16 protein-coding genes and 1 pseudogene are annotated in these 21,393 nt (G+C 55.5%); 8 read left to right on the top strand and 9 right to left on the bottom strand.

What is annotated here, in order from left to right:
- Window positions 1–3 precede the first annotated feature (3 nt).
- Window positions 4–1,056 carry an ornithine cyclodeaminase gene (locus M0814_RS03865; RefSeq protein ID WP_103484288.1) on the top strand — a complete coding sequence of 351 codons (1,053 nt, stop codon included), beginning with the start codon at window positions 4–6 and terminating at the stop codon, window positions 1,054–1,056.
- A gap of 145 nt (window positions 1,057–1,201) precedes the next feature.
- Window positions 1,202–2,617, top strand: a complete 1,416-nt coding sequence (locus M0814_RS03870; RefSeq protein WP_098964680.1) for an amino acid permease — start codon at window positions 1,202–1,204, stop codon at window positions 2,615–2,617.
- Window positions 2,618–2,676: 59 nt separating this feature from the next.
- On the opposite strand, the gene M0814_RS03875 is transcribed toward M0814_RS03870, so the two are convergent.
- The 3 genes from M0814_RS03875 to M0814_RS03885 all read right to left on the bottom strand — a co-directional run bounded on the left by M0814_RS03875 (window position 2,677) and on the right by M0814_RS03885 (window position 6,337).
- Entirely contained in the window at window positions 2,677–3,384 is a 708-nt protein-coding gene (locus M0814_RS03875; RefSeq protein WP_247868459.1) for an EAL domain-containing protein, read from the bottom strand.
- Window positions 3,385–3,591: 207 nt separating this feature from the next.
- Window positions 3,592–5,526: a methyl-accepting chemotaxis protein gene (locus tag M0814_RS03880; protein WP_103484274.1), complete on the bottom strand. Its 1,935-nt coding sequence runs from the start codon at window positions 5,524–5,526 to the stop codon at window positions 3,592–3,594.
- A gap of 448 nt (window positions 5,527–5,974) precedes the next feature.
- Window positions 5,975–6,337, bottom strand: a complete 363-nt coding sequence (locus M0814_RS03885; RefSeq protein WP_103484273.1) for a DUF6124 family protein — start codon at window positions 6,335–6,337, stop codon at window positions 5,975–5,977.
- A 435-nt stretch (window positions 6,338–6,772) separates the two neighbouring features.
- On the opposite strand from M0814_RS03885, the pseudogene M0814_RS03890 reads away from it, so the two are divergent.
- Both M0814_RS03890 and M0814_RS03895 read left to right on the top strand, forming a co-directional pair.
- Window positions 6,773–7,257 (top strand): annotated as a pseudogene (locus M0814_RS03890) (AAA family ATPase).
- Between the two features lie 208 nt (window positions 7,258–7,465).
- Window positions 7,466–8,341 carry an HNH endonuclease gene (locus M0814_RS03895; protein ID WP_103484272.1) on the top strand — a complete coding sequence of 292 codons (876 nt, stop codon included), beginning with the start codon at window positions 7,466–7,468 and terminating at the stop codon, window positions 8,339–8,341.
- A gap of 523 nt (window positions 8,342–8,864) precedes the next feature.
- Here M0814_RS03895 and M0814_RS03900 read toward each other — a convergent pair.
- Both M0814_RS03900 and M0814_RS03905 read right to left on the bottom strand, forming a co-directional pair.
- Window positions 8,865–10,382 carry an ATP-binding protein gene (locus tag M0814_RS03900; protein ID WP_146774714.1) on the bottom strand — a complete coding sequence of 506 codons (1,518 nt, stop codon included), beginning with the start codon at window positions 10,380–10,382 and terminating at the stop codon, window positions 8,865–8,867.
- A 122-nt stretch (window positions 10,383–10,504) separates the two neighbouring features.
- Window positions 10,505–10,882, bottom strand: coding sequence for a DUF6232 family protein (locus M0814_RS03905; protein ID WP_103484270.1), 378 nt, complete (start codon window positions 10,880–10,882; stop codon window positions 10,505–10,507).
- A gap of 200 nt (window positions 10,883–11,082) precedes the next feature.
- Between M0814_RS03905 and dusA the strand changes: the two genes are divergently transcribed.
- Complete coding sequence (gene dusA / locus M0814_RS03910) at window positions 11,083–12,078, top strand: tRNA dihydrouridine(20/20a) synthase DusA (RefSeq protein ID WP_103484269.1); 996 nt, start codon at window positions 11,083–11,085, stop codon at window positions 12,076–12,078.
- A gap of 52 nt (window positions 12,079–12,130) precedes the next feature.
- Here dusA and M0814_RS03915 read toward each other — a convergent pair whose 3' ends face one another.
- On the bottom strand, window positions 12,131–12,964 hold the full coding sequence (locus tag M0814_RS03915; RefSeq protein ID WP_103484268.1) for an undecaprenyl-diphosphate phosphatase: 834 nt from the start codon (window positions 12,962–12,964) through the stop codon (window positions 12,131–12,133).
- 507 nt (window positions 12,965–13,471) lie between these two features.
- Between M0814_RS03915 and M0814_RS03920 the strand changes: the two genes are divergently transcribed.
- The 3 genes from M0814_RS03920 (at window position 13,472) to M0814_RS03930 (ending at window position 16,936) form a co-directional block, all read left to right on the top strand.
- On the top strand, window positions 13,472–14,215 hold the full coding sequence (locus M0814_RS03920) for a winged helix-turn-helix domain-containing protein (protein ID WP_103484267.1): 744 nt from the start codon (window positions 13,472–13,474) through the stop codon (window positions 14,213–14,215).
- Window positions 14,216–14,493: 278 nt separating this feature from the next.
- On the top strand, window positions 14,494–15,153 hold the full coding sequence (locus M0814_RS03925) for a helix-turn-helix domain-containing protein (RefSeq protein ID WP_003226518.1): 660 nt from the start codon (window positions 14,494–14,496) through the stop codon (window positions 15,151–15,153).
- A gap of 388 nt (window positions 15,154–15,541) precedes the next feature.
- A complete protein-coding gene (locus M0814_RS03930) occupies window positions 15,542–16,936 on the top strand; it encodes an undecaprenyl-phosphate glucose phosphotransferase (protein WP_103484266.1) in 1,395 nt (464 codons plus the stop codon).
- A gap of 957 nt (window positions 16,937–17,893) precedes the next feature.
- Here M0814_RS03930 and M0814_RS03935 read toward each other — a convergent pair.
- Genes M0814_RS03935 through M0814_RS03945 form a run of 3 tightly spaced genes read right to left on the bottom strand, consistent with a single transcriptional unit; the run spans window position 17,894 to window position 21,392 of the window.
- Complete coding sequence (locus tag M0814_RS03935; protein WP_103484265.1) at window positions 17,894–19,972, bottom strand: YjbH domain-containing protein; 2,079 nt, start codon at window positions 19,970–19,972, stop codon at window positions 17,894–17,896.
- Window positions 19,969–20,730: a capsule biosynthesis GfcC family protein gene (locus M0814_RS03940; RefSeq protein ID WP_103484264.1), complete on the bottom strand. Its 762-nt coding sequence runs from the start codon at window positions 20,728–20,730 to the stop codon at window positions 19,969–19,971. Before M0814_RS03940 ends, M0814_RS03935 begins: the two co-directional genes overlap by 4 nt.
- The gene (locus M0814_RS03945) at window positions 20,727–21,392 is read right to left on the bottom strand and encodes a YjbF family lipoprotein (protein WP_103484263.1); all 666 of its coding nucleotides are present in this window, start codon (window positions 21,390–21,392) and stop codon (window positions 20,727–20,729) included. Before M0814_RS03945 ends, M0814_RS03940 begins: the two co-directional genes overlap by 4 nt.
- Window position 21,393 lies beyond the last annotated feature (1 nt).

Here is a 21,393-nt window from a genome sequence, read left to right on the forward strand (position 1 = left end):
AACATGACGCTTTTTATTGATGTCGATGATGCTGCACGCCTGTTCACCCAGGTCGGCATCCGCCGGGCCATCCGCGACATGGCGGGCTACATCGAAGCGGACTACGCACGCTGGGCGCAATTTGATAAATCGCCGCGCACGGCCAACCACTCGGCAGACGGCGTGATCGAGCTGATGCCCACCGACGATGGCCAGCAGTACTCGTTCAAATACGTCAACGGCCATCCGGACAATGGTCAGCGCAACTTGCTGACCGTCATGGCTTTCGGGCTGCTGGCCGATGTGCAGAGTGGCTACCCGACCCTGCTCAGCGAACTGACATTGACCACCGCCGTGCGCACCGCTGCCACCTCGGCACTGGTTGCGCAGTCGCTCGCTCGCCCGGGTGCGACCTCAATGGCGATCATCGGCAATGGTGCGCAGAGTGAGTTTCAGGCGCTCGCCTTTCATGAAATGTTGGGCATCAGCGAAATCCGCATCTTCGATATTGATCGCGACGCTTCGCTCAAGTTAAAGCACAACCTCGCGGCGTTTCCGCAGATCGAAGTGATTCTGGCCGACTCGGTAAAGGACGCGGTCAAGGGTGCGGACATCGTCACCACGGTCACCGCCGACAAAGCCTACGCAACGATTCTCACGCCCGAAATGATCGAACCCGGCATGCACATCAATGCGGTCGGCGGCGACTGCCCGGGTAAAACCGAACTGCACGCCGACATCCTGCGCAACGCCCGGGTCATCGTCGAATTCGAGCCGCAAACACGCATTGAAGGTGACATTCAGCAATTGGCAGCCGACTCTCCAGTGGTCGAGTTTTTCCGGATTGTGCAGGGCGAAGTTCGCGGCCGCGAGAGCGATACGCAGGTGACGGTCTTTGATTCGGTGGGCTTTGCTCTGGAAGATTTTTCGTCACTGCGCTACCTCAACGACCTGGCTCAGCAACAGCAAATCGGCCAGCGCATCCACCTGGTACCGACGCCGGCCAACATCAAAAACCTCTTCCAGTTGCTGGAGCCGCAACCGGCAACAGCCTCACGTCTGCGCACCGTCAGTTAATCAGTAAGGACCGCCCCCACGCGATTTTGCGAGGGGGCCATTCACTCTCCAGGCATCGCTGTGATTAGCCGCTGCCTCTCTAACAAGAACGCTCGACACCTACTTTCTGCCAAAACTCAAAAACATAAAATCAAGAGGTTTTGCGATGAAATCGAATCCTTCCGGGCTGCTTGAACAGCCCGCGCTGCAGCGCACGCTCAGCAATCGTCACATCCAATTAATGGCCATGGGCGGTGCCATCGGTACGGGCCTGTTCATGGGCTCCGGGAAGATCATCGCCCTCTCCGGGACGTCGATCATCCTCATCTACATGATCATCGGCCTGTTCGTTTTTTTCGTCATGCGCGCCATGGGCGAAATGCTCCTGTCCAACCTGAACTTCAAAACCTTTGCCGACTTTGCCGGCGCCTACCTCGGCCCGCGCGCGGCATTTTTTCTCGGCTGGTCGTATTGGTTGAGCTGGAGCGTGGCGGTGATCGGCGATGCCGTCGTGGTCGGTGGATTCTTCCAGTACTGGTTCCCCGAGGTACCGGCGTGGATACCCGCCGTCGGCATGCTGGCGACGTTGTTTGCGCTGAATGTGCTGACGGTCAGGCTGTTCGGTGAGGTGGAATTCTGGTTCGCGATCATCAAAATCATTGCCGTCGTGACCTTGATCGGCGTCAGCACCGTGCTGATTGCCACGTCCTTCGTGTCCCCGAGTGGCGTCACCGCATCCCTGAGTCACCTGGTGGATAAACAGGCGGCCTTCCCTAACGGCTTGTTCGGCTTCTTCGCCGGATTTCAGATGGCAATTTTCTCCTTCGCCGGCACCGAGTTGATCGGCACCGCCGCCGCTGAAACCCGATCTCCAGAGAAAACTTTGCCCAAGGCCATCAACTCGATTCCGCTGCGGATCATCCTGTTCTACGTGCTGGCACTGACCTGCATTATTGCCGTGACCTCATGGCAGCAGGTGTCTCCGGTCAAGAGCCCCTTTGTCGAACTGTTTCTCGTGGCTGGGTTTCCCGCGGCCGCCGGTATCGTCAACTTCGTGGTCCTGACATCGGCGGCATCATCGGCCAACAGTGGAGTGTTTTCGTCGAGCCGCATGCTGTTCGGCCTGGCCAACCAGCAAAACGCTCCGGGCATCTTCCGGCGACTGTCAGGTAACAGCGTGCCGCTGCTGAGTCTGGCGTTCACCACACTCTTGATGCTGATTGGGGTGCTGGTGCTGTTCATCGTTCCGGAAGTGATGACCGCCTTCACCATCGTCTCCACCGTGTCGGCGATTCTGGTGATTTTCACCTGGTCGACCATCCTCGCGTCTTACATTGCCTATCGCAAAAAACGCCCGGACCTGCATGCGAAGTCGGCTTACAAGATGCCCGGCGGCGTACCGATGGCCTGGTTTTCCCTGGCATTTCTAGGCTTTGTGCTGTGTCTGCTGGCATTGCGACCTGACACTCGGATCGCCTTGATGGTCATGCCGGGTTGGTTCGTTTGGTTGGCGATTGCTTACCAGTTGACCCGCTCAAGGCAGACGAAATCGGCAGTTGAGTCGGCGAGCCAGTTTGGCTGAATCTGCACGCCTGAGCCGTCACCTCAACGTGATGGCTCAGGCTCAAAGACCAGCCCCCGTTAAATCGGTTGCCACGCCTGCGCAGGAATCTGCGCCATCGCCTCAAACGCCGGTCTGGCGAACCAGAAACCCTGCATCAGATAAATCCCGCAATCAGCGAGAAAATCGCGCTCCTCGGGGTGCTCGATGCCCTCGGCAATCACCTCGACGCCCAACTCGGCACACATGCCCACCACGCCCCGCACAATCGCCTGGCGTACGCGGTCGCGATGGATATCGCGAATCAGCGCCATATCCAGTTTGATCAGGTCCGGCTGAAAGTCCGCCAGCAGATTCAGCCCGGAATACCCCGCACCGAAGTCATCAATGGCCGTCTTGAAGCCGAACTCGCGGTATTCGCGCAAGATGTTCATCAAGTGCTTGTTGCTTTCGACGTGCTCGCCTTCGACCGCTTCGAAGATCAGCCGATCAAGCGGGAACGCATGTGCGCGGGCCGCCTCCAGCGTGCTGCGAATGCACATGTCCGGGCGATACACCGCGTTGGGCAGGAAATTGATCGAGAGAAACCCGGTGAGCCCCAACTGCGCAGCCGTGGAGATCGCACGCACGCGGCACAGTTGATCGAAGCGATAGCGGTTCTGGTCATCGACCTGCTCCAGCACCGACAGCGCACCCTCGCCCTGCACGCCCCGGACCAGCGCCTCATGGGCGAAGGTCGATTGATCACGCACATCCACAATCGGCTGGAAAGCAAAGGAGAACGCCATATCGGCCTCGCCTTTTTGCCGGCATCCTTGGCACCCCCCGCTGGGCTGGGGGAAAACGGGAATATTGGTCATGACGCCCCCTGAGAGCGGGTTGTAACCTTCCATGGCCCAGAAAATAACAGCACGGACCGGATGGCCGCCGCTCGGCGGCCCCCCACTTATACACGCTGACCGGTCAGGCCAGCCCAAGTTCATCTCAAAACGCCATCAGATTCGAAAATGCGATGTCATGCGCTGCAGGTCCTGCCCCAGCGACGCCAGTTCAATAGTCGCGGCAGCACTTTCTTCGCTGGCGACGGCCGACTGATCGGCCACATCGCGCACACTGACGATGCTGCGATTGATCTCATCGGCCACCGCGCTTTGCTGCTCGGCGGCGGCGGAAATCTGCAGGCTCATTTGCTGGATCGTGCCGATCGAATGGTTGATCTCGGTAATCGCCTGCTCGGCCTTCTGCGCCAGCACCACGGTGTCCAGGGTGCGCTCGCGGCTGGATGTCATCAGTGTAGATGCCGCTTGCGTGCCCTGTTGCAGGGTGACAATCAGCGCTTCGATTTCCTTGGTCGAATCCTGCGTGCGCTGCGCCAGCGACCGCACTTCATCGGCAACCACCGCGAAACCACGGCCCTGCTCACCCGCCCGCGCCGCTTCAATCGCCGCGTTCAGCGCCAGCAAGTTGGTCTGTTCGGCGACTGCCTTGATCACATCGATGACCTTGCCGATCTGCTCACTGTCCTGGGACAGCACGTTCATCGCCGCGCCCAAGTCTTCGATCGCCACCGACAATTCACTGATCTGCACAGTCGCCTGCTTGACCACCGCACTGCCGTGGCGTGCCTGCTGATCGGCCAGGGTCGCGGCGGCGGATGCGTCGGTGGTGTTGCGTGCGACCTCCTGCACCGTCGAGGCCATTTCGTGCATCGCCGTGGCGACCTGATCCACCTCGACTTTCTGCTGGCGCACACCGGCGCTGGTCTGCTCGCTCATCGCCGAGAGCTTCTCCGCCGATGTCGAAATATGCGTGACACCGTTACCGATCCCCTGCACCAGCGTGTTCAGGCTTTGCGCCATGTCCTGCATCGCGTTTTGCAGATCGCCCAACTCATCCTTGCGGCTGGATTTGGCTTGCACCGTCAGATCGCCCTTGGCAATCCGTCGCGCCAGTTCCACCGTCAGCGCCAGCGGCCCGGTGATCTGCCGCGAGATCAGCACCGAAGCAACCAGACCGACCACCAGCGCCAGCACCGTCAGCACTGCAATCTGGATAAACGCACGCTGTTGATCGTCCCGCGCCAGACGCTGCTGGGTGTCCATCAGGCCGGTCATGATGCTGTCCATCGCCTGGCTCTGCTGATCCACCTGCTGGCGCAGGCTCTGCTTCTGCTCGAACAGCGCGGCGACCTCCACCAGCACCTCGCGATAACGGCGCATGCCGGCCTGCGCCTCTTCAAGCTGACTCGACAGGGCCGCCGGCAAACCGCTGCGCGCCTTGCTCATGTCGGCCAGAAACGCATCGGTGGTGTCCAGCAGCACCTTCTTGTTGGCCTCGCTCGGCACGGCGATATAACGCCGCAACATCAGACGAAACATCGTCATGCCATTGCGCAGATCCGCCACCGTGCGCAAGTCCGCCACTCGCGCGCTGTCGGCCGACGCCAACGCGCTGGCCGTGGTGCTCTCGAACATCCTGTTGAAGGTCTCGGCGTACTTGTCCGACATCGCCCCCAACGGTTTCAGCGCAGCGCTGGTCGCCTTGTCCGCCTCGATCAAGCGCTTGACCCGCTGATCGTAAGCCAGCGTGGTGTCCTGTAACTGCTTCAACGCCTGCTGGTTTTCCGCCCGCGTCAGGGTCTGCAACGCCTTGGCGATCAGCCCCTGCAACACCGTCAGCTGCGACTGATAAGACTCGGCAAACGCCGCATCCGCCGCCGCTTCATACTGCTTCTCCGACAGCCGCATGTCCTGCGACGCATCGTTGAGCGTGCCGATCAGGCGCGTGGTGTCCAGACGATCCACCAGCACATTACTGCTGCTATAGCCAATGAAAGCCACCGCCCCCACCGCCAGCAAAAGAACGCCAAACCCGGCCCCCAACTTTCGGGAAACCTTGATGTTGCCCAGGAAATTCGATGCTTCTGCCATGTTCAGCCTCTAACGCCCTGACGCGATTCAGCGTCAGGCACAAAAAAGTAGATCTCTGATAACCGGAGTTACCACTCATATTCGGGGTCGTCGTCCTGGGCGAAATACGGGCAGCTTCCACTGACCCGGCTGCAAATAACCGCTGCGAAAACCGTTTTGACGGCCCACGCACCGGCGGACAAATCCAGGGCTCAAGCTGGATTTATCGTTTCAGCAAAGGTGTTGGGAACGGATGCTATAAACTTTGGGAAAAGTTGTACAACTTTATATTTTTGTACAAGCAGTGAACTTTTTCGTGCGCATGATGACGCATTGCCATCATTTTTCGTGGCACATCGCTATTGCAGCGGAAACAAGCTGAAAACCGCCATTTTCGGCGGTTGTTTTGCGCATCGACAGAACACCCTCCGCGACCACGACCTCGCCGCTCGCCACGGAGGGCAGCGCGCTACGCCTTGAGCTCGACGTTATCCAACGCCTGATTCACCGCCAACTCCCCCAACATCACCACCTGTGCAATACCCAGCAGCGTCTTGCGGTGCGAGACATCCAGCAACGCGGCGAAATCGTTGAGCATGGTCGTGGCGGAACCCAGGGATTCACTGGCGTTGGCGAGCAGGGATTCGGTGTCGTAGGCCGGGTTGGCGAGGAACATCGGTTTGGATTGATCACCGCTGGCCATGATCTGGCTGGCCGGGGTGAGGTAGTGATCGAGGGCGCGCTCGGCGGCTTCGTGGAGTTTGCGGGAATCGAGGGATTCGTAGGGGGATGCGGGGTCGGATTCGGGTGGGTTGGGTGTTACTTTGAACATAGATGGAACCTCTAGCGCGAATACTAAAAGGAGCCATCACCCTCGCTACCAAACGATAGGTGGCGGCCATACGCGGGTTGGTAGACCGGTCGCACTAGAACCCGGCGCCCACGAATGAGCCCCACGCATGACCACCATGAAATCGGAGTCCTGGGAAGGACTGCACACGGTGACGCCATGAGTCTAGAAACGAAGCGGGCTACCAAACCCGGACACTGTTTTCAGTGACGTAGGGACAATAGAACCTGCGGGCTAGACGCACAAGCCGGGGGATTCTGTCTTAGGTGTAGGGGGTGGCGCAAGGTCATGTAGGCAAGGGGTAGTAACGGCAAGATTCATTTAAACGTAAACAATATTCTCCGTTTAAATTCACTATCCACCTTTTAACTGGAAGTCCAGATCGAAATAATTACCGGCTTTCGACGGGAAGTATCCATGCAACGGATTGTAATTTCAGGCAATTCCGGAAGCGGAAAATCCACTCTTGCCCGCAAACTTGGTAAACGCCAGGGCCTGCCAGTGGTGATCTGGACACCCTTTTCTGGGAGTTCGGCTAGATCGAGCCCCACGCGGAACAATTCAGTACGTGTCCGAGAAGCACTCATAACAGACACATGAATCTACGAAGGCAACTACTCCCGCCGCACCTTGGAACTACGTTTGCACCACGCCGACCTGACCATCTGGCTCGACACTACACGCCTCACATGCCTCACCCGCGTAATCAAACGCTGCGTGACAAGGCGCCATCGCCCCGACCTTGCAGTGGGCTGCTCAGAGAAGTTAGATCGAGCGTTTTTGATATTGTTTGGCGTTTAGATCGGGAATATCGATCGGGTTTTGAAGCGGTACGGTTAGATTTGGGGTCGCAGTGTCCTGTGGTGAGGTTCAGTGGAAACGGGAGGATGCGGAATTTATAGGTTATTATTCCGTAGAACATAGGTTCCCGTGCCGAGTTGTGATGGGTAAGAGCTTTTTAAGTAAATCTGTCACCTTTTCTACTACAACATCGAATTCAGTGAACACAAAGTGCCGTTTCATCGACAAAATCAAAACTCACAAAAGAGAACCAAGAATTATTGAACAAATAAAACCGAACCTCTCTAGAACATTTTACAGAGACACTGCATGAAAGATTTATTCTACTGCCCATACACAGATAAAGAGCTAAACACTAGAGACTCCAGTATCGAACACATAATCCCACTATCGCTAGGAGGTTCAAATAGCTTTACTATCTCAGTGAGCAAGGAGTATAACTCTAAAGCTGGTACGGATATCGACGGGATGCTAGCTAACGATTTCTTAGTACTGATTCGTCGTAAAAAATATGATGCCCGCGGCCATAGCAAAAAACCACCAAAAGCCATTCTCAAGAAATCCAGTATAAACAAGGAAAATGGAATACATCCGGTACAAATCGAATTCTCTGGACAAGAAGGGTTGAAAATATATGACCCTATAAATAAAAAAGAATTATCAAAAAAAGAAATAACTGGCAAAATCTTCAGCAGCGAATTCACTCTATCACGACATGGGAGGTTAAAGTTTGCCGCAAAGGCGGCGCTTTCAGGTGGCTACTTTGCTTTTGGGGAATGGTTTAGAAACAATGTCAACCACAAAGAACTTAGAGCATTAATGGATTTAAACTCGGAAGTTAATGATATTGATTTTTCCGGCTTCGGACTAACAGCATACGACGAATTCATGCCTGCAAACGAGCAAGACAGCGACCAACTCGCCATGGACAAGCTATTTTGCGAAATAGTTCAAGGCTCATGTATATGCTTTGTTCCGGGCCCGGCAAATCTGGGAATAATCATAGGAATACTTGGCAAGCACGTTGCGACTTTAAACGTACCGGCTAACACTAACGATTTCCCTTTCACTGAGGCCAACGACCTAGGACATGCGATCATAATAGAGTCAGGCCAGGCAAATCGTATGTCCTATAGAGAGTTTGCAAAAATCGTATATGAGCGCTTACCAACCACGACCGAATAGAAAATCGAAAAATGGTACGAATTTTAAGCCGGTCACCTCCATGACTTGGTCAGCATTCAATGTAGAAAAATTTGAAATTTGACATAGAGGAAATACTAAAAACGCGTAAAAACATCATTTCCGCCGCCAAAGAGAAAAATTATTAATACGCCAACTTGAGTTCAGGCACGGCTAAATCTAGAAAGAAACTTAAAAACAATAAAAAGAAATAAACCATTTACGCAAAAAGAATATCGCAAAATCAGAAGCTACAGGAGCAACTATTGGAGTTTAGTTGAGGGCGACAACGGGGATGAATTTATTAACTATCAAGCGCCCCATCCGTCTAAATAATCCGTCACCATTTTCAAATGTGTGAAAAATTCGTAGTTCGTATTCATACACGCATTTTACGAACTGCTTCCAGCCAACTGCTAAGGTGGCAATTGCCTGCAATTAGCCACAAGAAGCACCCTACCCTGACTTACCTATAAACTTCACCTATCTGAAAACGCGGCATGAAAAACGAAATACCATCTGCATTCTAAAGATCTAAACCTTTTACATATTGCATCGCTTTTTCAAGGATATATTTTTTAATATGAGATTCTGCAAGGGTGTTCTGCCCACCGCTAATTTCCCCGGGAATACCACGATCTGTCGAGCGCCATGTCGGCTCTAAGCAAATGTAATCTTGATCACCTATATATATACAAACATCCGGCTTCAATTCACACTTTGGTAGCGACTTCTTCTCTGTTGCAATGGTTATATTTGGAGCATCTTCTTTGAGACACTCGGCCAATAGTAGTCCAACCGACTTATTTAGTTGTTTGTCACCGCGACTCGCGCTCGCTTGCACGCGCCTAAATTCATTTGACGTCTCTTCGTTGTCTCTATTGTTACCGGAGTACGCATTGGTTGAAATGCCAATTTCTTCCAATATAGCTTTGTAGATTTTGCTCGCGCGCAAAGTTGCCTTGGCTGCTTCAATATTTACAGCGGGTTGTTTAAGCACCTTGGTTGTTGCTTCATCTCCAAATGCCCTAACTGCAGCAAGGGAAATATTAGGCGGAAGGCCAAAAAGACGAAGATCAATCGCACGTAGCAAGTGCGCCATCGCAGCCCTTTTCGCTTTCCAGTCCGCTACATAGAGGGATGTGTTATCAGGATGGTCAATAAATTCGGCAATCAGATCAATATCAACCCTGTTTCTTGTTCCTTGAGTTAATGAGGATACTGTTGATCGAATAACGGATGGTACATCTCCGGGCAATACGATCCACAGACGTGCACGAACACGATTTTTGAGGACAGACCACGTTTTTTGACGCTGCTGTTCAGCATGTAAATCCACAGCGTTAAAAAAGTCTGCAATAGTCTCGTTTCCGCTCAGAAGGGAGTTCCCAACTTCTGGTGTAATACCGAAAGCTTCCAGCCCGTCACCGGTCAGATTACGCGTTGTGGTGTCGGCAATATGATAAAAGCGTTCCTTTAGAAGTCCAGTAAAATTATATATACCTTTAGTTAAGGTATCCGTCATAGAATCGCGACCGGTTACCCAAGCTTCGGTGGCAATTCTCACAGCTTCGGGTTCCCGAGTGATTGGCCACAATACTAGAGCAGATCCTTGAGGATCGCGGAACGCCTCTAACAACTCAGCAAACATTTCGCTTACGGCGTCTATATCCGAACTAGAAGGATTATCACGACGCTCAATTAATATTATTCGCGCGTCTGTGTCATTAGGGATAAATTGCTCTACCACAAACTTTGGCAGATCTTTCAGCGGAGAACTTTTCGGAAATGACAGAACACGAATATGTTGAAAATGTTTAGGTAACGTCTTTAAAAATGTAGTTTTCCCGCTACCGGAAAGTCCATAAAAGACCTCAAATAAACCACCACCTCCGGTTTTCACCCTCTGCAACAGATGATCTATACGGTCTGCTGCGGAATCAACACGCTCTACGAATTGCCCCACGTCCAATCCCGCGGCTACTGCACGTTGTTCGAGGAATTCCCACCGTTTTGGAAGCTCTAGCTTGGGTAAAGTATTCATGCACCTAATGTATCCATTCGTATTAGCATTTAATAAATAAAGATAAAGGAAGTAAATTTATTTTCACCAAATTATTTACTACCGAGCATCCAGCTTCCAAAATAATCTTTACCACATTGTTCCTATCCACGATGAATGATTGAGTCATTTATCGCGCCAACGACTCTGGAAATCCAAGAAAGATCCGCATCTTGCAGAGCTTGCTGCTCCCCAGAAGACGTAGTAAGTACAATTGTATATATCGTCTTCTGCATAAGGAACCAAGCAAGACCTGCAAAAAACAAGACGACGGAAGCGGTATTTATACCTTTGTTATATCCGATAATCGCCCCGACAATCATCAGCAGTATGGGCCAAGTACGGTTAGGATTTATTTGAGAGGTTTTCACTGCCGTGACTCCGCTCATCGCGAACGTCTTTTGCCCCGGAAGGATGAATCGGCTGTTGGTAACCTTTACTTCACGTTCGTCAAAAAAGACTTTTTCTTGCTGAGCGTCCATTGCTTCTCCCTGCACAGGCTTGGTTTTGTTGGTTTAGAAAATAGGGATTTAGCCATCAAATAGCCACCCTATGCTAGTCAGATGATTGAAAAAAGCACTCACAAATGTCGCAATCATCGCGGGAGAGCATCTGCAAGCCCGCCACTCTCAATCCTGATAAACTCCCCCACCTCCCAGCCCCACCCAATCCAGAACCGCCAATGTCCCCTATCTCCGCCACACCCGCCCCACTCTCCCGCCGCTTCTCCGTCGCCCCGATGATGGATTGGACTGACAGGCATTGCAGATACTTCCTACGCCTCCTGTCGAAGAACGCCCTGCTTTACACCGAAATGGTCACCACCGGCGCCCTACTCAATGGCGATCACGAACGGTTCCTCCGTCACAACGAAGCCGAGCACCCGCTGGCGCTGCAATTGGGCGGTAGCGTTCCGTTGGATCTGGCCGCTTGCGCGCGCATGGCGCAGGAGCATGGTTACGACGAGGTGAATCTGAATGTTGGCTGCCCGAGTGATCGGGTGCAGAACAATATGATCGGTGCGTGCCTGATGGGGCATCCGCAGTTGGTGGCGGATTGTGTGAAGGCGATGCGCGATGCGGTGTCGATTCCGGTGACGGTGAAGCATCGGATCGGGATCAATGGGCGGGACAGTTACGCCGAGTTGTGTGATTTCGTCGGTACGGTGCGGGATGCCGGGTGTACCAGTTTTACTGTGCATGCGCGGATTGCGATTCTGGAGGGGTTGTCGCCGAAGGAGAATCGCGACATTCCGCCGTTGCGGTATGACGTGGCGGCGCAGTTGAAGGCGGATTTTCCGGAGCTGGAGATTGTGCTGAACGGCGGGATCAAGACGATGGAGGCCTGCCATGAGCATTTGCAGACCTTTGACGGTGTGATGCTCGGGCGCGAGGCTTATCACAATCCGTATTTGCTGGCGGAAGTGGATCAGCAGTTGTTCGGCAGCAGCGCACCGGTGATCAGCCGTGCCGAGGCGCTGGCGCAGTTGCGGCCGTATATTGCCGAGCATTTGCAGGCCGGCGGCGCGATGCATCACATCACTCGGCATGTGTTGGGGCTGGGCACCGGGTTCCCGGGGGCGCGTAAATTCCGCCAGTTGTTGTCGGTGGATATTCACAAGGCCACGGATCCGCTGGCGTTGCTGGATCAGGCTGGCGAGTTGCTGCAAGGGCGTTGATGCCCTCCTTCCGTAAAACGCGCCAGGCGGGATGATCCGCCTGGCGTGCGCATTACCCCGCCGCCGCTTCCGTCCAGTTCACCCAGCCAAACAACCACGTCGCCAGAATCAACAAGCCAAACGCGATCCGATACCAGGCAAACGCGGCGTAGCTGTGGTTGGCGATGAATTTGAGCAGGCCGCGCACGGCGATCATGGCGAAGATGAAGGCGATGACGAAACCGAGGGCGAACACTGGCAGGTCGCTGGCCTGGAACAGGTCGCGGTATTTGTAGCCGGAGTACACCGCGGCGCCGACCATGGTCGGCATGGCGAGGAAGAACGAGAACTCTGTGGCGGCTTTCCGGGACAAGCCGAACAATAAACCGCCGATGATGGTCGAGCCGGAACGGGAAGTGCCGGGGATCATTGCCAGGCATTGCACGAAACCGATCTTCAACGCGTCTGACCAGCGCATGTCGTCGACGTGATCGACGCTCACCGCATGGTTGCGCTGTTCGGCCCACAACATGACGATGCCCCCCACTACCAAGGCCATGGCCACGGTGATCGGGTTAAACAGGTATTGATGGATTTTGTCAGCGAACAGCACGCCGAGGACCACCGCCGGCAGGAAGGCGATCAGCAGGTTGAGGGTGAAACGTTGCGCATTGCGTTGGGTGGGCAGGCCTTTGACGATGTCGAAGATCTTCGGGCGAAACTCCCAAACCACGGCCAGAATTGCCCCCAGTTGAATAATGATGTTGAACGCCATCGCGCGTTCGCCGCCGAAGTCCAGCAAGTCGGCGACGATGATCTGGTGGCCGGTACTGGAGATCGGCAAGAACTCGGTCAGGCCTTCCACTGCGCCTAAAATCAACACCTGGATAAAGGTCCAGAAATCCATTAATCCTCCGTCAGAGCGCTCTTGATGAGCGACCGGTCAACTGTATTCAGGAATTGAGTATCTGAAGTTAAACAATCGGTATAACGCGACACCCATTGCCTGATCAGGCGACGGAGAATATGTCTTATCAAAAGACACACTCAAGCCATGTTAATAATCGTCCGCCTACGAACCGCTCGAAAAATATTTAGGCATTTAGTAGAAAAAAGTAGGATCAGCCAATAAAGTGTGATCAAGCTCACACTATTTCCCGATCACGGACAGTGGCATTTGGACATGAATAAAGCCGTGGCCATAGATTCAAAATAGTGGCACAATTCCACATTGCCACCATGTAACGACTAGTTCACAGCCCCGAGAAAATCAACTAAAAGCTTGAAATGCTTAATTATTGTTAGAAAACTCGGGAGCCACGTCTAAAAATCGCGTGAATGTTACCAATTGTCAGTCACAGATGAGAACCGGTGCTTTAACATCCCGATGTCAGCACCTAATTCGAGTCAATGCATGATGCTCTCAGGGAACTTGGCGACTAGAAGTCCGCGCCCGACAAACGACGTACCCGGTGTTCTCACTCTGGGCCGAACCTGTGGCGTGGCCGAACATTTTAGAGCGCTGGTCGCAAAGCACGTACGCACTGATATGGCACTTGAGGCCAGTTCGTACACTAGTTCATTTAAGCACAATGAACTTTCTGGTTCGTATCGAGCCATCTTCATCGTTATCGACACTCCGCAAGCGCTGGAAGACAATCTTGCGCTGATCGAGAACCTGCGCACCAATAACTTGAAGCCGATCATTTGCGCGGTCATTACCGGTCGCGGCGCGTTCAACAAGATCAAGTATTTCCTGGCCGGGGCCGACTTCTGTATCAAGCTCAACACCCTTTCCGACGAGGGCGACGAGTTGCTCGGTGAGTTCTTCAACAGTGAAGAATGGCAGCGGGATATCAACCTCACGCTCGACCCTACGCGCATCTGCCTGCTGGGCGGCGCCAGCCAGAAACTCGACATCTCGTTTGCCGAGATGAAGATCCTGGAAGCCTTTGCGCAGACCAGCAATCACATTCTCAGCCATGATGAAATCGCCAGCATCATGGGGCTCAATACCAATTTCTACGACCCGAGGGCGCTGGAAAAATCCATCAGCCGCTTGCGTGGAAAAATCAAGGACATGTATGGTACGAACGCGATTCAGAGCATCCGCGGCTACGGCTATCGCCTGATGCGGGGTCTGATATCGACTGCCTGACTCTCGGGCAGCCATCCTCTTTGCATAATTACGAAGGATCGTCATATGCAACCATACCGCTCTAGTTGTACTTCATATCTAATTATAATCAAGCAATTGAATGAGCACGGCTACACCGAACCATAACAATAAACTTAACAACATAGCAGCAGAACGAGTGGAATTTATCGAGGCCATTTTGGGCCCAGACCCTGCCTGTCGGTTACTTCCAAGGAAGTTATTGCTCGCCTGCCGATTTATCTTTTCGCCCATTTTGGTGCACATTTTAGGAGAGAGACATGGAAACTAGTACAACCCTCCCAAGAAAATATTTTGTCGTCGTGACCAACAGTACAACGTCGCAGCGTGAACTTGAGAGCATTCTGTCCAGCGAGCGCTTCAATTCGTTTGGCACGTCTCAGGCACAAATGTTTATTGAAGGTGCTACTTCGCCCTCTTCCGCCCCGATGCTGATGGAGTTTTCTTACCCAAGCGGCACTCGGAAAAACGTCGCCCGCACGATTGAACACGATACCCAGCGCATACTGGCCACCCTCGAATCGGAATGGCTCGCCGCACAATCGGCAAACCCGTTTCACCAATCCCCGACAATGAACGCGGACACCGCCCACCCGACTTCAGCCAATGAAGACGGCACACCGTGCAACGAAACCTGGCACCTGGACAACGATCAAGGCGCACTGGTCAAGGAAGGCGTCGAGATCAGTCTGACCGGGCTGGAAACCGCACTGGTGCGCAAAATGCTCCATCACGAGGAACGCGTAGTCAGTCGTGATGACCTGATCCTCAGCATCGGCCGCGAGCCAGAGCAATATCGTGGCCTGGAGATGTGCCTGAGTCGCCTGCAGGACAAGTTCAAAAGCGCGAGTAATGGTGAGCGTCTGTTTCGTGCCGTAAGAAACCGCGGTTATTGCCTCATCCAGGAAATCGTTGCGTAAACACGTACGATATCCACGAACAAAACAAACAGAAAACAGTGCGATTACAAAAACAACAAGAGCACTCTGTTTGACTTCACCTCCCTGGTAATAATAGCTCCCTGCCTCCACCCTCCTACAGTAACAAACACAACATAATTTATTCACCCCCTGCTCTGCGACCTTTTCTAACAACCTTGTATTTGATTATTAAAAAGTTGGCACTGTGCCATCTTGTTAGAACTCGTCAGACACCCTCTCCGGCAATAACTTAGTCTATTGATTGACGACAGTTCGGCCTATCGACGTTGTTACCTCAGGACACTCGTCCAATAACAACAACAAGCCTATCTAGCAACTCGGACTTCAACTGTCGAAACCTGAATGGACGTATTTCTGGGGATATCTCATGGAACTTTCTCTACGGATCAATCGAAATAACGGCCTCAAGGGACTTACCTTCTGGGGCCAATGGGCATTGGCGCAGGCTTTCATTGTTGCGTTGTTATTCATACTGGCTGAACGGCACACAGGCACCGTCGAGTTCTATTACCGCATGTGCGCGACACTGGCGGTACTGGCCTCGGTACCGGCGTATACGTTCAGCGGCGTGTATCGCAAGCAGGACAATTACCTGACGGGTCTGGGACGTCTGTTCATGGGCTGGTCGATGACCATGGTCGCGCTGGCTTGCATCGCGTTCGTGTGCAAGGCCGACGAGGTGTTCTCCCGCGAGGTGACGCTGAGTTGGGCGGTGTACGGTTTCCTCGGTCAGGCGTTGCTGTACGCACCGTTGCACGCCTTTTCCAAGTACTACCAGCGCTCCCGCACCAGCGCGCAGAAAACCCTGATCGTTGGTACCGGCGAGCTGGCACTGGGTCTGGCGAAGAAGATCAGTCAGGTGGAAAACCTGCCGTTGGTAGGCCTGGTCAGCAATGGCCCGACGTCGAATCTGGATGCGGATGCGCCGCGTGTGGTCGGCGATCAGGAAGATTTGCTCGAGCTGATCAAAGACCATGACATCCGTCGTCTGTACATCACCCTGCCGCTGGCGGAGGCGGCGAAAATCGAAGCGATGTACGTCGATTTGCTCGGTGCCAACGTCGATGTGGTCTGGGTGCCGGACTTGAACAGCCTGACCCTGCTCAACCACTCGGTGAAGGTCGTGGACGGTCTGCCGGCCATCTGCCTTAACGAAAGCCCGCTGACCAGCCGCCCTACTGCTGCGCTGAGCAAGAGCCTGTTGGAAAAAGGCGTGGCGTTGCTGGCGATCATCCTGTTGAGTCCGGTGCTGCTGTTCATTGCGTTGGCAGTGAAGATCAACTCGCCGGGGCCGGTGTTCTTCAAGCAGGATCGCCACGGCTGGAACGGCAAGGTGATTCAGGTGTGGAAATTCCGCTCGATGCGCGTGCACGATGACCGCGAAGTGGTTCAGGCCAGCCGCAACGACTCGCGTATTACTGCGGTCGGGCGCTTCATCCGCCGCACTTCGCTGGACGAGCTGCCGCAGTTGTTCAACGTGCTGCAGGGGCAAATGGCATTGGTCGGTCCACGTCCGCACGCGGTGGCGCACAACAACTACTACTCGGGGAAAATCCTCGCGTATATGGCTCGTCATCGAATCAAACCGGGTATTACCGGGCTGGCACAAATCAGCGGCTGCCGTGGCGAGACCGACACCATCGACAAAATGCAGCGGCGGGTGGAGATGGACCTGCATTACATCAACAACTGGTCGTTGTGGCTGGATCTGAAGATCCTGGTGAAGACGCCATTTACGTTGTTGTCGAAAGATATTTATTGATGGGCGAGCGGTAGATCAGGCAATGCCGCAAGGGGACGAAAGTCCCCTTTTTTGTGGGCGGGATTGGGTGGTGAGTCAGGCTGTTGCGATGGTGGCAGTGCCGGCGCCTTCGCGGGCAAGCCCGCTCCCACAGGGTCCGGCGGCGTTCACTCAAATCGGGCGCACGACAAAAACACTGTGGGAGCTTGCGTGCAAGCGATAGCGGTGGATCAGGCAACATGGATTTTGAATGGACTGACGCCTTCGCGAGCAGGCTCACTCCTACAGGGATCGGGGGTATGGATCGGATATTCGGTTCACCCCAGACCACTGTGGGAGCGTGGCTTGCCCGCGAAAGCGGTGGGTCAGGCAGCGCAGATATTGAATGTGCCGACGCCTTCGCGAGCAAGCCCGCTCCCACAGGGATTGGGGATCGCGTCGGGATGTATGGCCTCACCGCAGCCCCATTGTAGGAGTGAGCCTGCTCGCGATGGCGGTGTTTCAGGCAACAGGGATGTCGACTGGGCTGACGCCATCGCGAGCAGGCTCACTCCCACAGGGATCGGGGGGGATCAGGATATCCAGTTCATCCAGTTCCACTGTGGGAGCGTGGCTTGCCCGCGAAAGCGGTGGATCTGGCAGCACATATGCTGAATGTGCCGACGCCTTCGCGAGCAAGCCCGCTCCCACAGGGATTGGGGTGTGGATCAAGATATTTGCTTCACCCTCGAACCACTGTGGGAGCGTGGCTTGCCCACGAAAGCGGTGGGTCAGGCAGCGCAGATGTTGAGTGGGCCGACGCCTTCGCGAGCAAGCCCGCTCCCACAGGGATTGGGGTGTGGACCAAGATATTTGCTTCACCCTCGAACCACTGTGGGAGCGTGGCTTGCCCGCGAAAGCGGTGGGTCAGGCTGCACAGATGTTGAATGGGCCGGCACCATCGCGAGCAGGCCAGCTGCTCCCACCGATCCCCAAGGATTACTCGGTAATCTTCGAGAAGTTGCGGTAGAACATGTCGCCCTCGCGGCTATCGGTCATCGAGTGCAGCTGGAAGCTGCGATTGAGCCTGGCGCCGCCGTCACGGGTCAGGGGGGCCCAGACGAGGTTGGCGCGGCGCATGGTCGACATGCTCATCATTTCGTCGAACGGGATCGACAGGTAGAGGCCTTTGTCGAAACTGCCTTCGCCATACTCGGCACTGCCGGCGGTGGTGATCGTGGCCCAGGCGCCGAAGCGCACGCCGTTGAAGAACTCGCGAGAGATGTCGAGCGTGCCGCCCCAGTCGCCGGCCAGGTAGCGACCGACGCTGACCGCCGCCAGCGTGTCGTACGGCAAGTCGGTGTAGCCGGTGATGTGCCCGGTCCAGACCGAATAGTCGCGCAGGCCAAAACCCTGGTCGAACTCGCGCTGGCGCACATAGTTCAGATCCGCCCCCACCGACCAGCGCTCGCCGGTCGGACGGAACAACACCTCACCGCCGACGCCGGCAAACATCGACTCCAGATAACCACCGTAGACCATGCCATACAGGTCTTTGTCCAACTGCTCGGCATGGCTGACCTGGAACAACGGCATGGTCACTTCCGAGGTGGTCAGGTACTGACGCAAATCGGTACGCACCCGCGGCAGACCGCTCGGCGCATCGTAGGTGAACTTGTCGAAGTTGTTCACCAGGTTGGCACTGACCAGCCCGCTCCACCAGGTGTTGCGGTTGAAGCGGTACTCGGCGTCCGCATCGGCACTCAATTGATAGAGCAAACCATCCGGGCCGCCGACGTTTTGCTTGAAGCCCAGACCGACGCCATAGCTGAAATGCTGCGGCGCTTCGCTGTAGAGGGTTTTCTCGTTGTGCGGCATCGCCGGGTTGATCTCGGTGGTGCGGTGCAACGACTCCAGCGGCTCCTCGTTGTTGATCACTTCGCGGAAGGTCTGGCGCGGCACGCTGGTCTCTTCCAGCGGCAGGTCGTAACGCTTGTTGACCACGGTGAACCAATTGATGTCGTCATTCACACTGTTGTCGAGAATCCGGCTTGCGCGGCCAACGGCCTTGGACGAATGGAAGTAACGCTGCTGCTCGCCGTAGACGATCAGCTCGGAATCACGCTGGCTGATGCGCTCGACCTTGTACCCGGCGTTTTGCTGCAAGCGTTGCGACACGTCGGCCCAGTTGACCTGTTCCATCGGCGTGGTCGGCATCTTCGCCGGCAGCGGTTCAGGCGTCGGATCGTAGGTCTTGGCCGGCGCCTTGCGGCTGACGAAATTGGTGTGAAAGGTCACGCCGAACATCGCCGTGTTGCCCCGCTCCCACGCCGCGCTGACGTCCACCGAATCCGCCACCTTGAACACCGCGCCGAAGTTGATCGGCGAGTCTTGCTTGATCACGTTGTCCTTGGGCTCGTGCTTGTAGTCGTTGCCTTCGTATTCGAGTTTCAGGCTGAGTCGATCCCACGGTGTCTGGTAGCTCACACCACCGAAGAACGAAGGCTTGCCGCGAAAGTACGAACCGGCGTTGACGTCACCGGTGCCTTCCAGGGCCGGACGGGTCTTGAAGCGATCGTCGAGGTAGCCCAGCGGGTTGTCGAGATCGCCACGATTACCGAGATACCCCCAGGCAATGCCGGCGCTGAAATCGAAATTATCAAAGCGCTTGTTGGCGACGAAATATTCGCTGGCGAACAAGCCGGTACCGCCAATGTCTCGGAAGCCCAAAGCAACATCGGGGGCCCAGTGGGTTTCCTGCCACAGCCGGACTTTGGCATCGACCGCCTTGTCCTTATAGCTCTGGCTGCCGCTCATCGACTCCGGCCCGTACGGGCGGTTGGTGATGGCGGTGTAGCGGAACGAGCCTTCGAGCCAGTCCAGCGGCTGCAGCGACACGCTGTAGCGGCTGTAAGGCTCGGTGCGGTTGGCGTTGACGCTCAGCTCGCCGGCCGGGGCCATGCGTGCGGTCGGCGTCTGCAACAGACCGGTGCCACCGAAATCATTCTGGGTAATACGCGGCTCGGCATGCACCAGACCGCACGGCAATAACAACACAGCTGCAACACGTAACTTCAACGAACCACCTCAGCCAGCTGCGTGGCAATCAATTCGGCCAACTGCTGATTCAGTTCAGGAACAGGCGGATCCAGATCATCGTTTTTCACCGGCACCAGAATCTTGCTGCCGGCCACGGGAAACTGCCCGCTCTCGCGATTCCAATGCGCAATGCCCACGCGCCGAACCGCACCATTGGGCTGGATCAGCCACAGGTAATCGGCCTCGGCATCGTCCAGCGGCGTGCAGCTTTCCAGGTACTCGCGCGCCTCCAGCAGTGGCTGATAAGGCAGGTGACAGGTTTCGGCGACGGCGCCCAATACCTGTACCTCGTCGACCCGTTTCGGGTAGATCAGGCGATCGCCATCGTCGAGACGGATATTGCGCGCAAAACCGACTTCCACCGCGACCGGATCGAGATCCGCGACCTGGCGCCCGGTGACCGGCATCTGCCGCACCTGTTCGGCCAAGCGCAACGCCAGCGCCGCGCGACTCGGGCGGTCAAACAGCGAAGCCATGCGCTGCAGCACATCGAGATCGAACAACACGCCGGCCTTGAGCCGGGCCTGCTGTTCCAGCAACGACTGGCGCAGCAACTCGCCGGCCAGCCAGTAACCTTCGGCATTCGGTACGGCCACGCTGATCACGTCGAGCAAGCGCCCGCCCGGCGGCAATTCCACCGGCCCTGGGTTGGCGACATCGCCACTGACCGTGACCGCTGCCTGACTGACGCCGCTGAGCAACAGCAAACCCGCCGATAACCTCCGTAAGCGCTTCATGGCAGGTGCCTGCGATCGGGGGTCAATTGCACGATGCGCACGCGCATTTGCGCGGTCAGTTGCTGCTCGCTCTGCAGGATGAAACCGTCCACCGGATCGACCCAGTAATGGTTGGTCGCGCGCAGGCCGATGGCCGGAACGTCAATGCGCTCGTCGACACGCAGCACGGTGTATTGCTTGTCGAGAATGTCCAGGGTTTGCGTGGATCGACGGGAGAACCGGCTGTTGACGATCAAACCGACTTCCTGGCCCTTGTACAGGTCGATCCAGCGCTGACTGGTGAAGCCATCGGCAACTTGATGCAGGCCGCGTTTGAACGGCGCGTTGTCGGCCAGCCGCGTGCCGTCCAGATCGCCTTCCACACCGAGGCCGATGGTGCGCACGGCGAGGCCGTCACGCAGGAGCAACACCTGTTTGCCGGAAGCGACCCAGAACTGCAGATCATCACGCTCACGCACCAGCGCCAGCACTCCGGAGCCGGAGGGCGTGGTCAGTTTGACTTGCGGATACTTGACCTCGGCCACCTGGGCCGCGCTCACGTCCAGCTCATCCGGGCCGATCACCGCCGACTTGAGGTTGCGCACCGAAGCAGTCATCAGCGGGTTACAGCCACACAACATCAAGGCCGCCATCAGGCAGACGCCAACTTTCAAGGTTTTCACG

Origin of the sequence: Pseudomonas sp. MWU12-2020 (assembly GCF_023100605.1) — a bacterium.
Taxonomy (GTDB): Bacteria; Pseudomonadota; Gammaproteobacteria; order Pseudomonadales; family Pseudomonadaceae; genus Aquipseudomonas; species Aquipseudomonas fluorescens_H.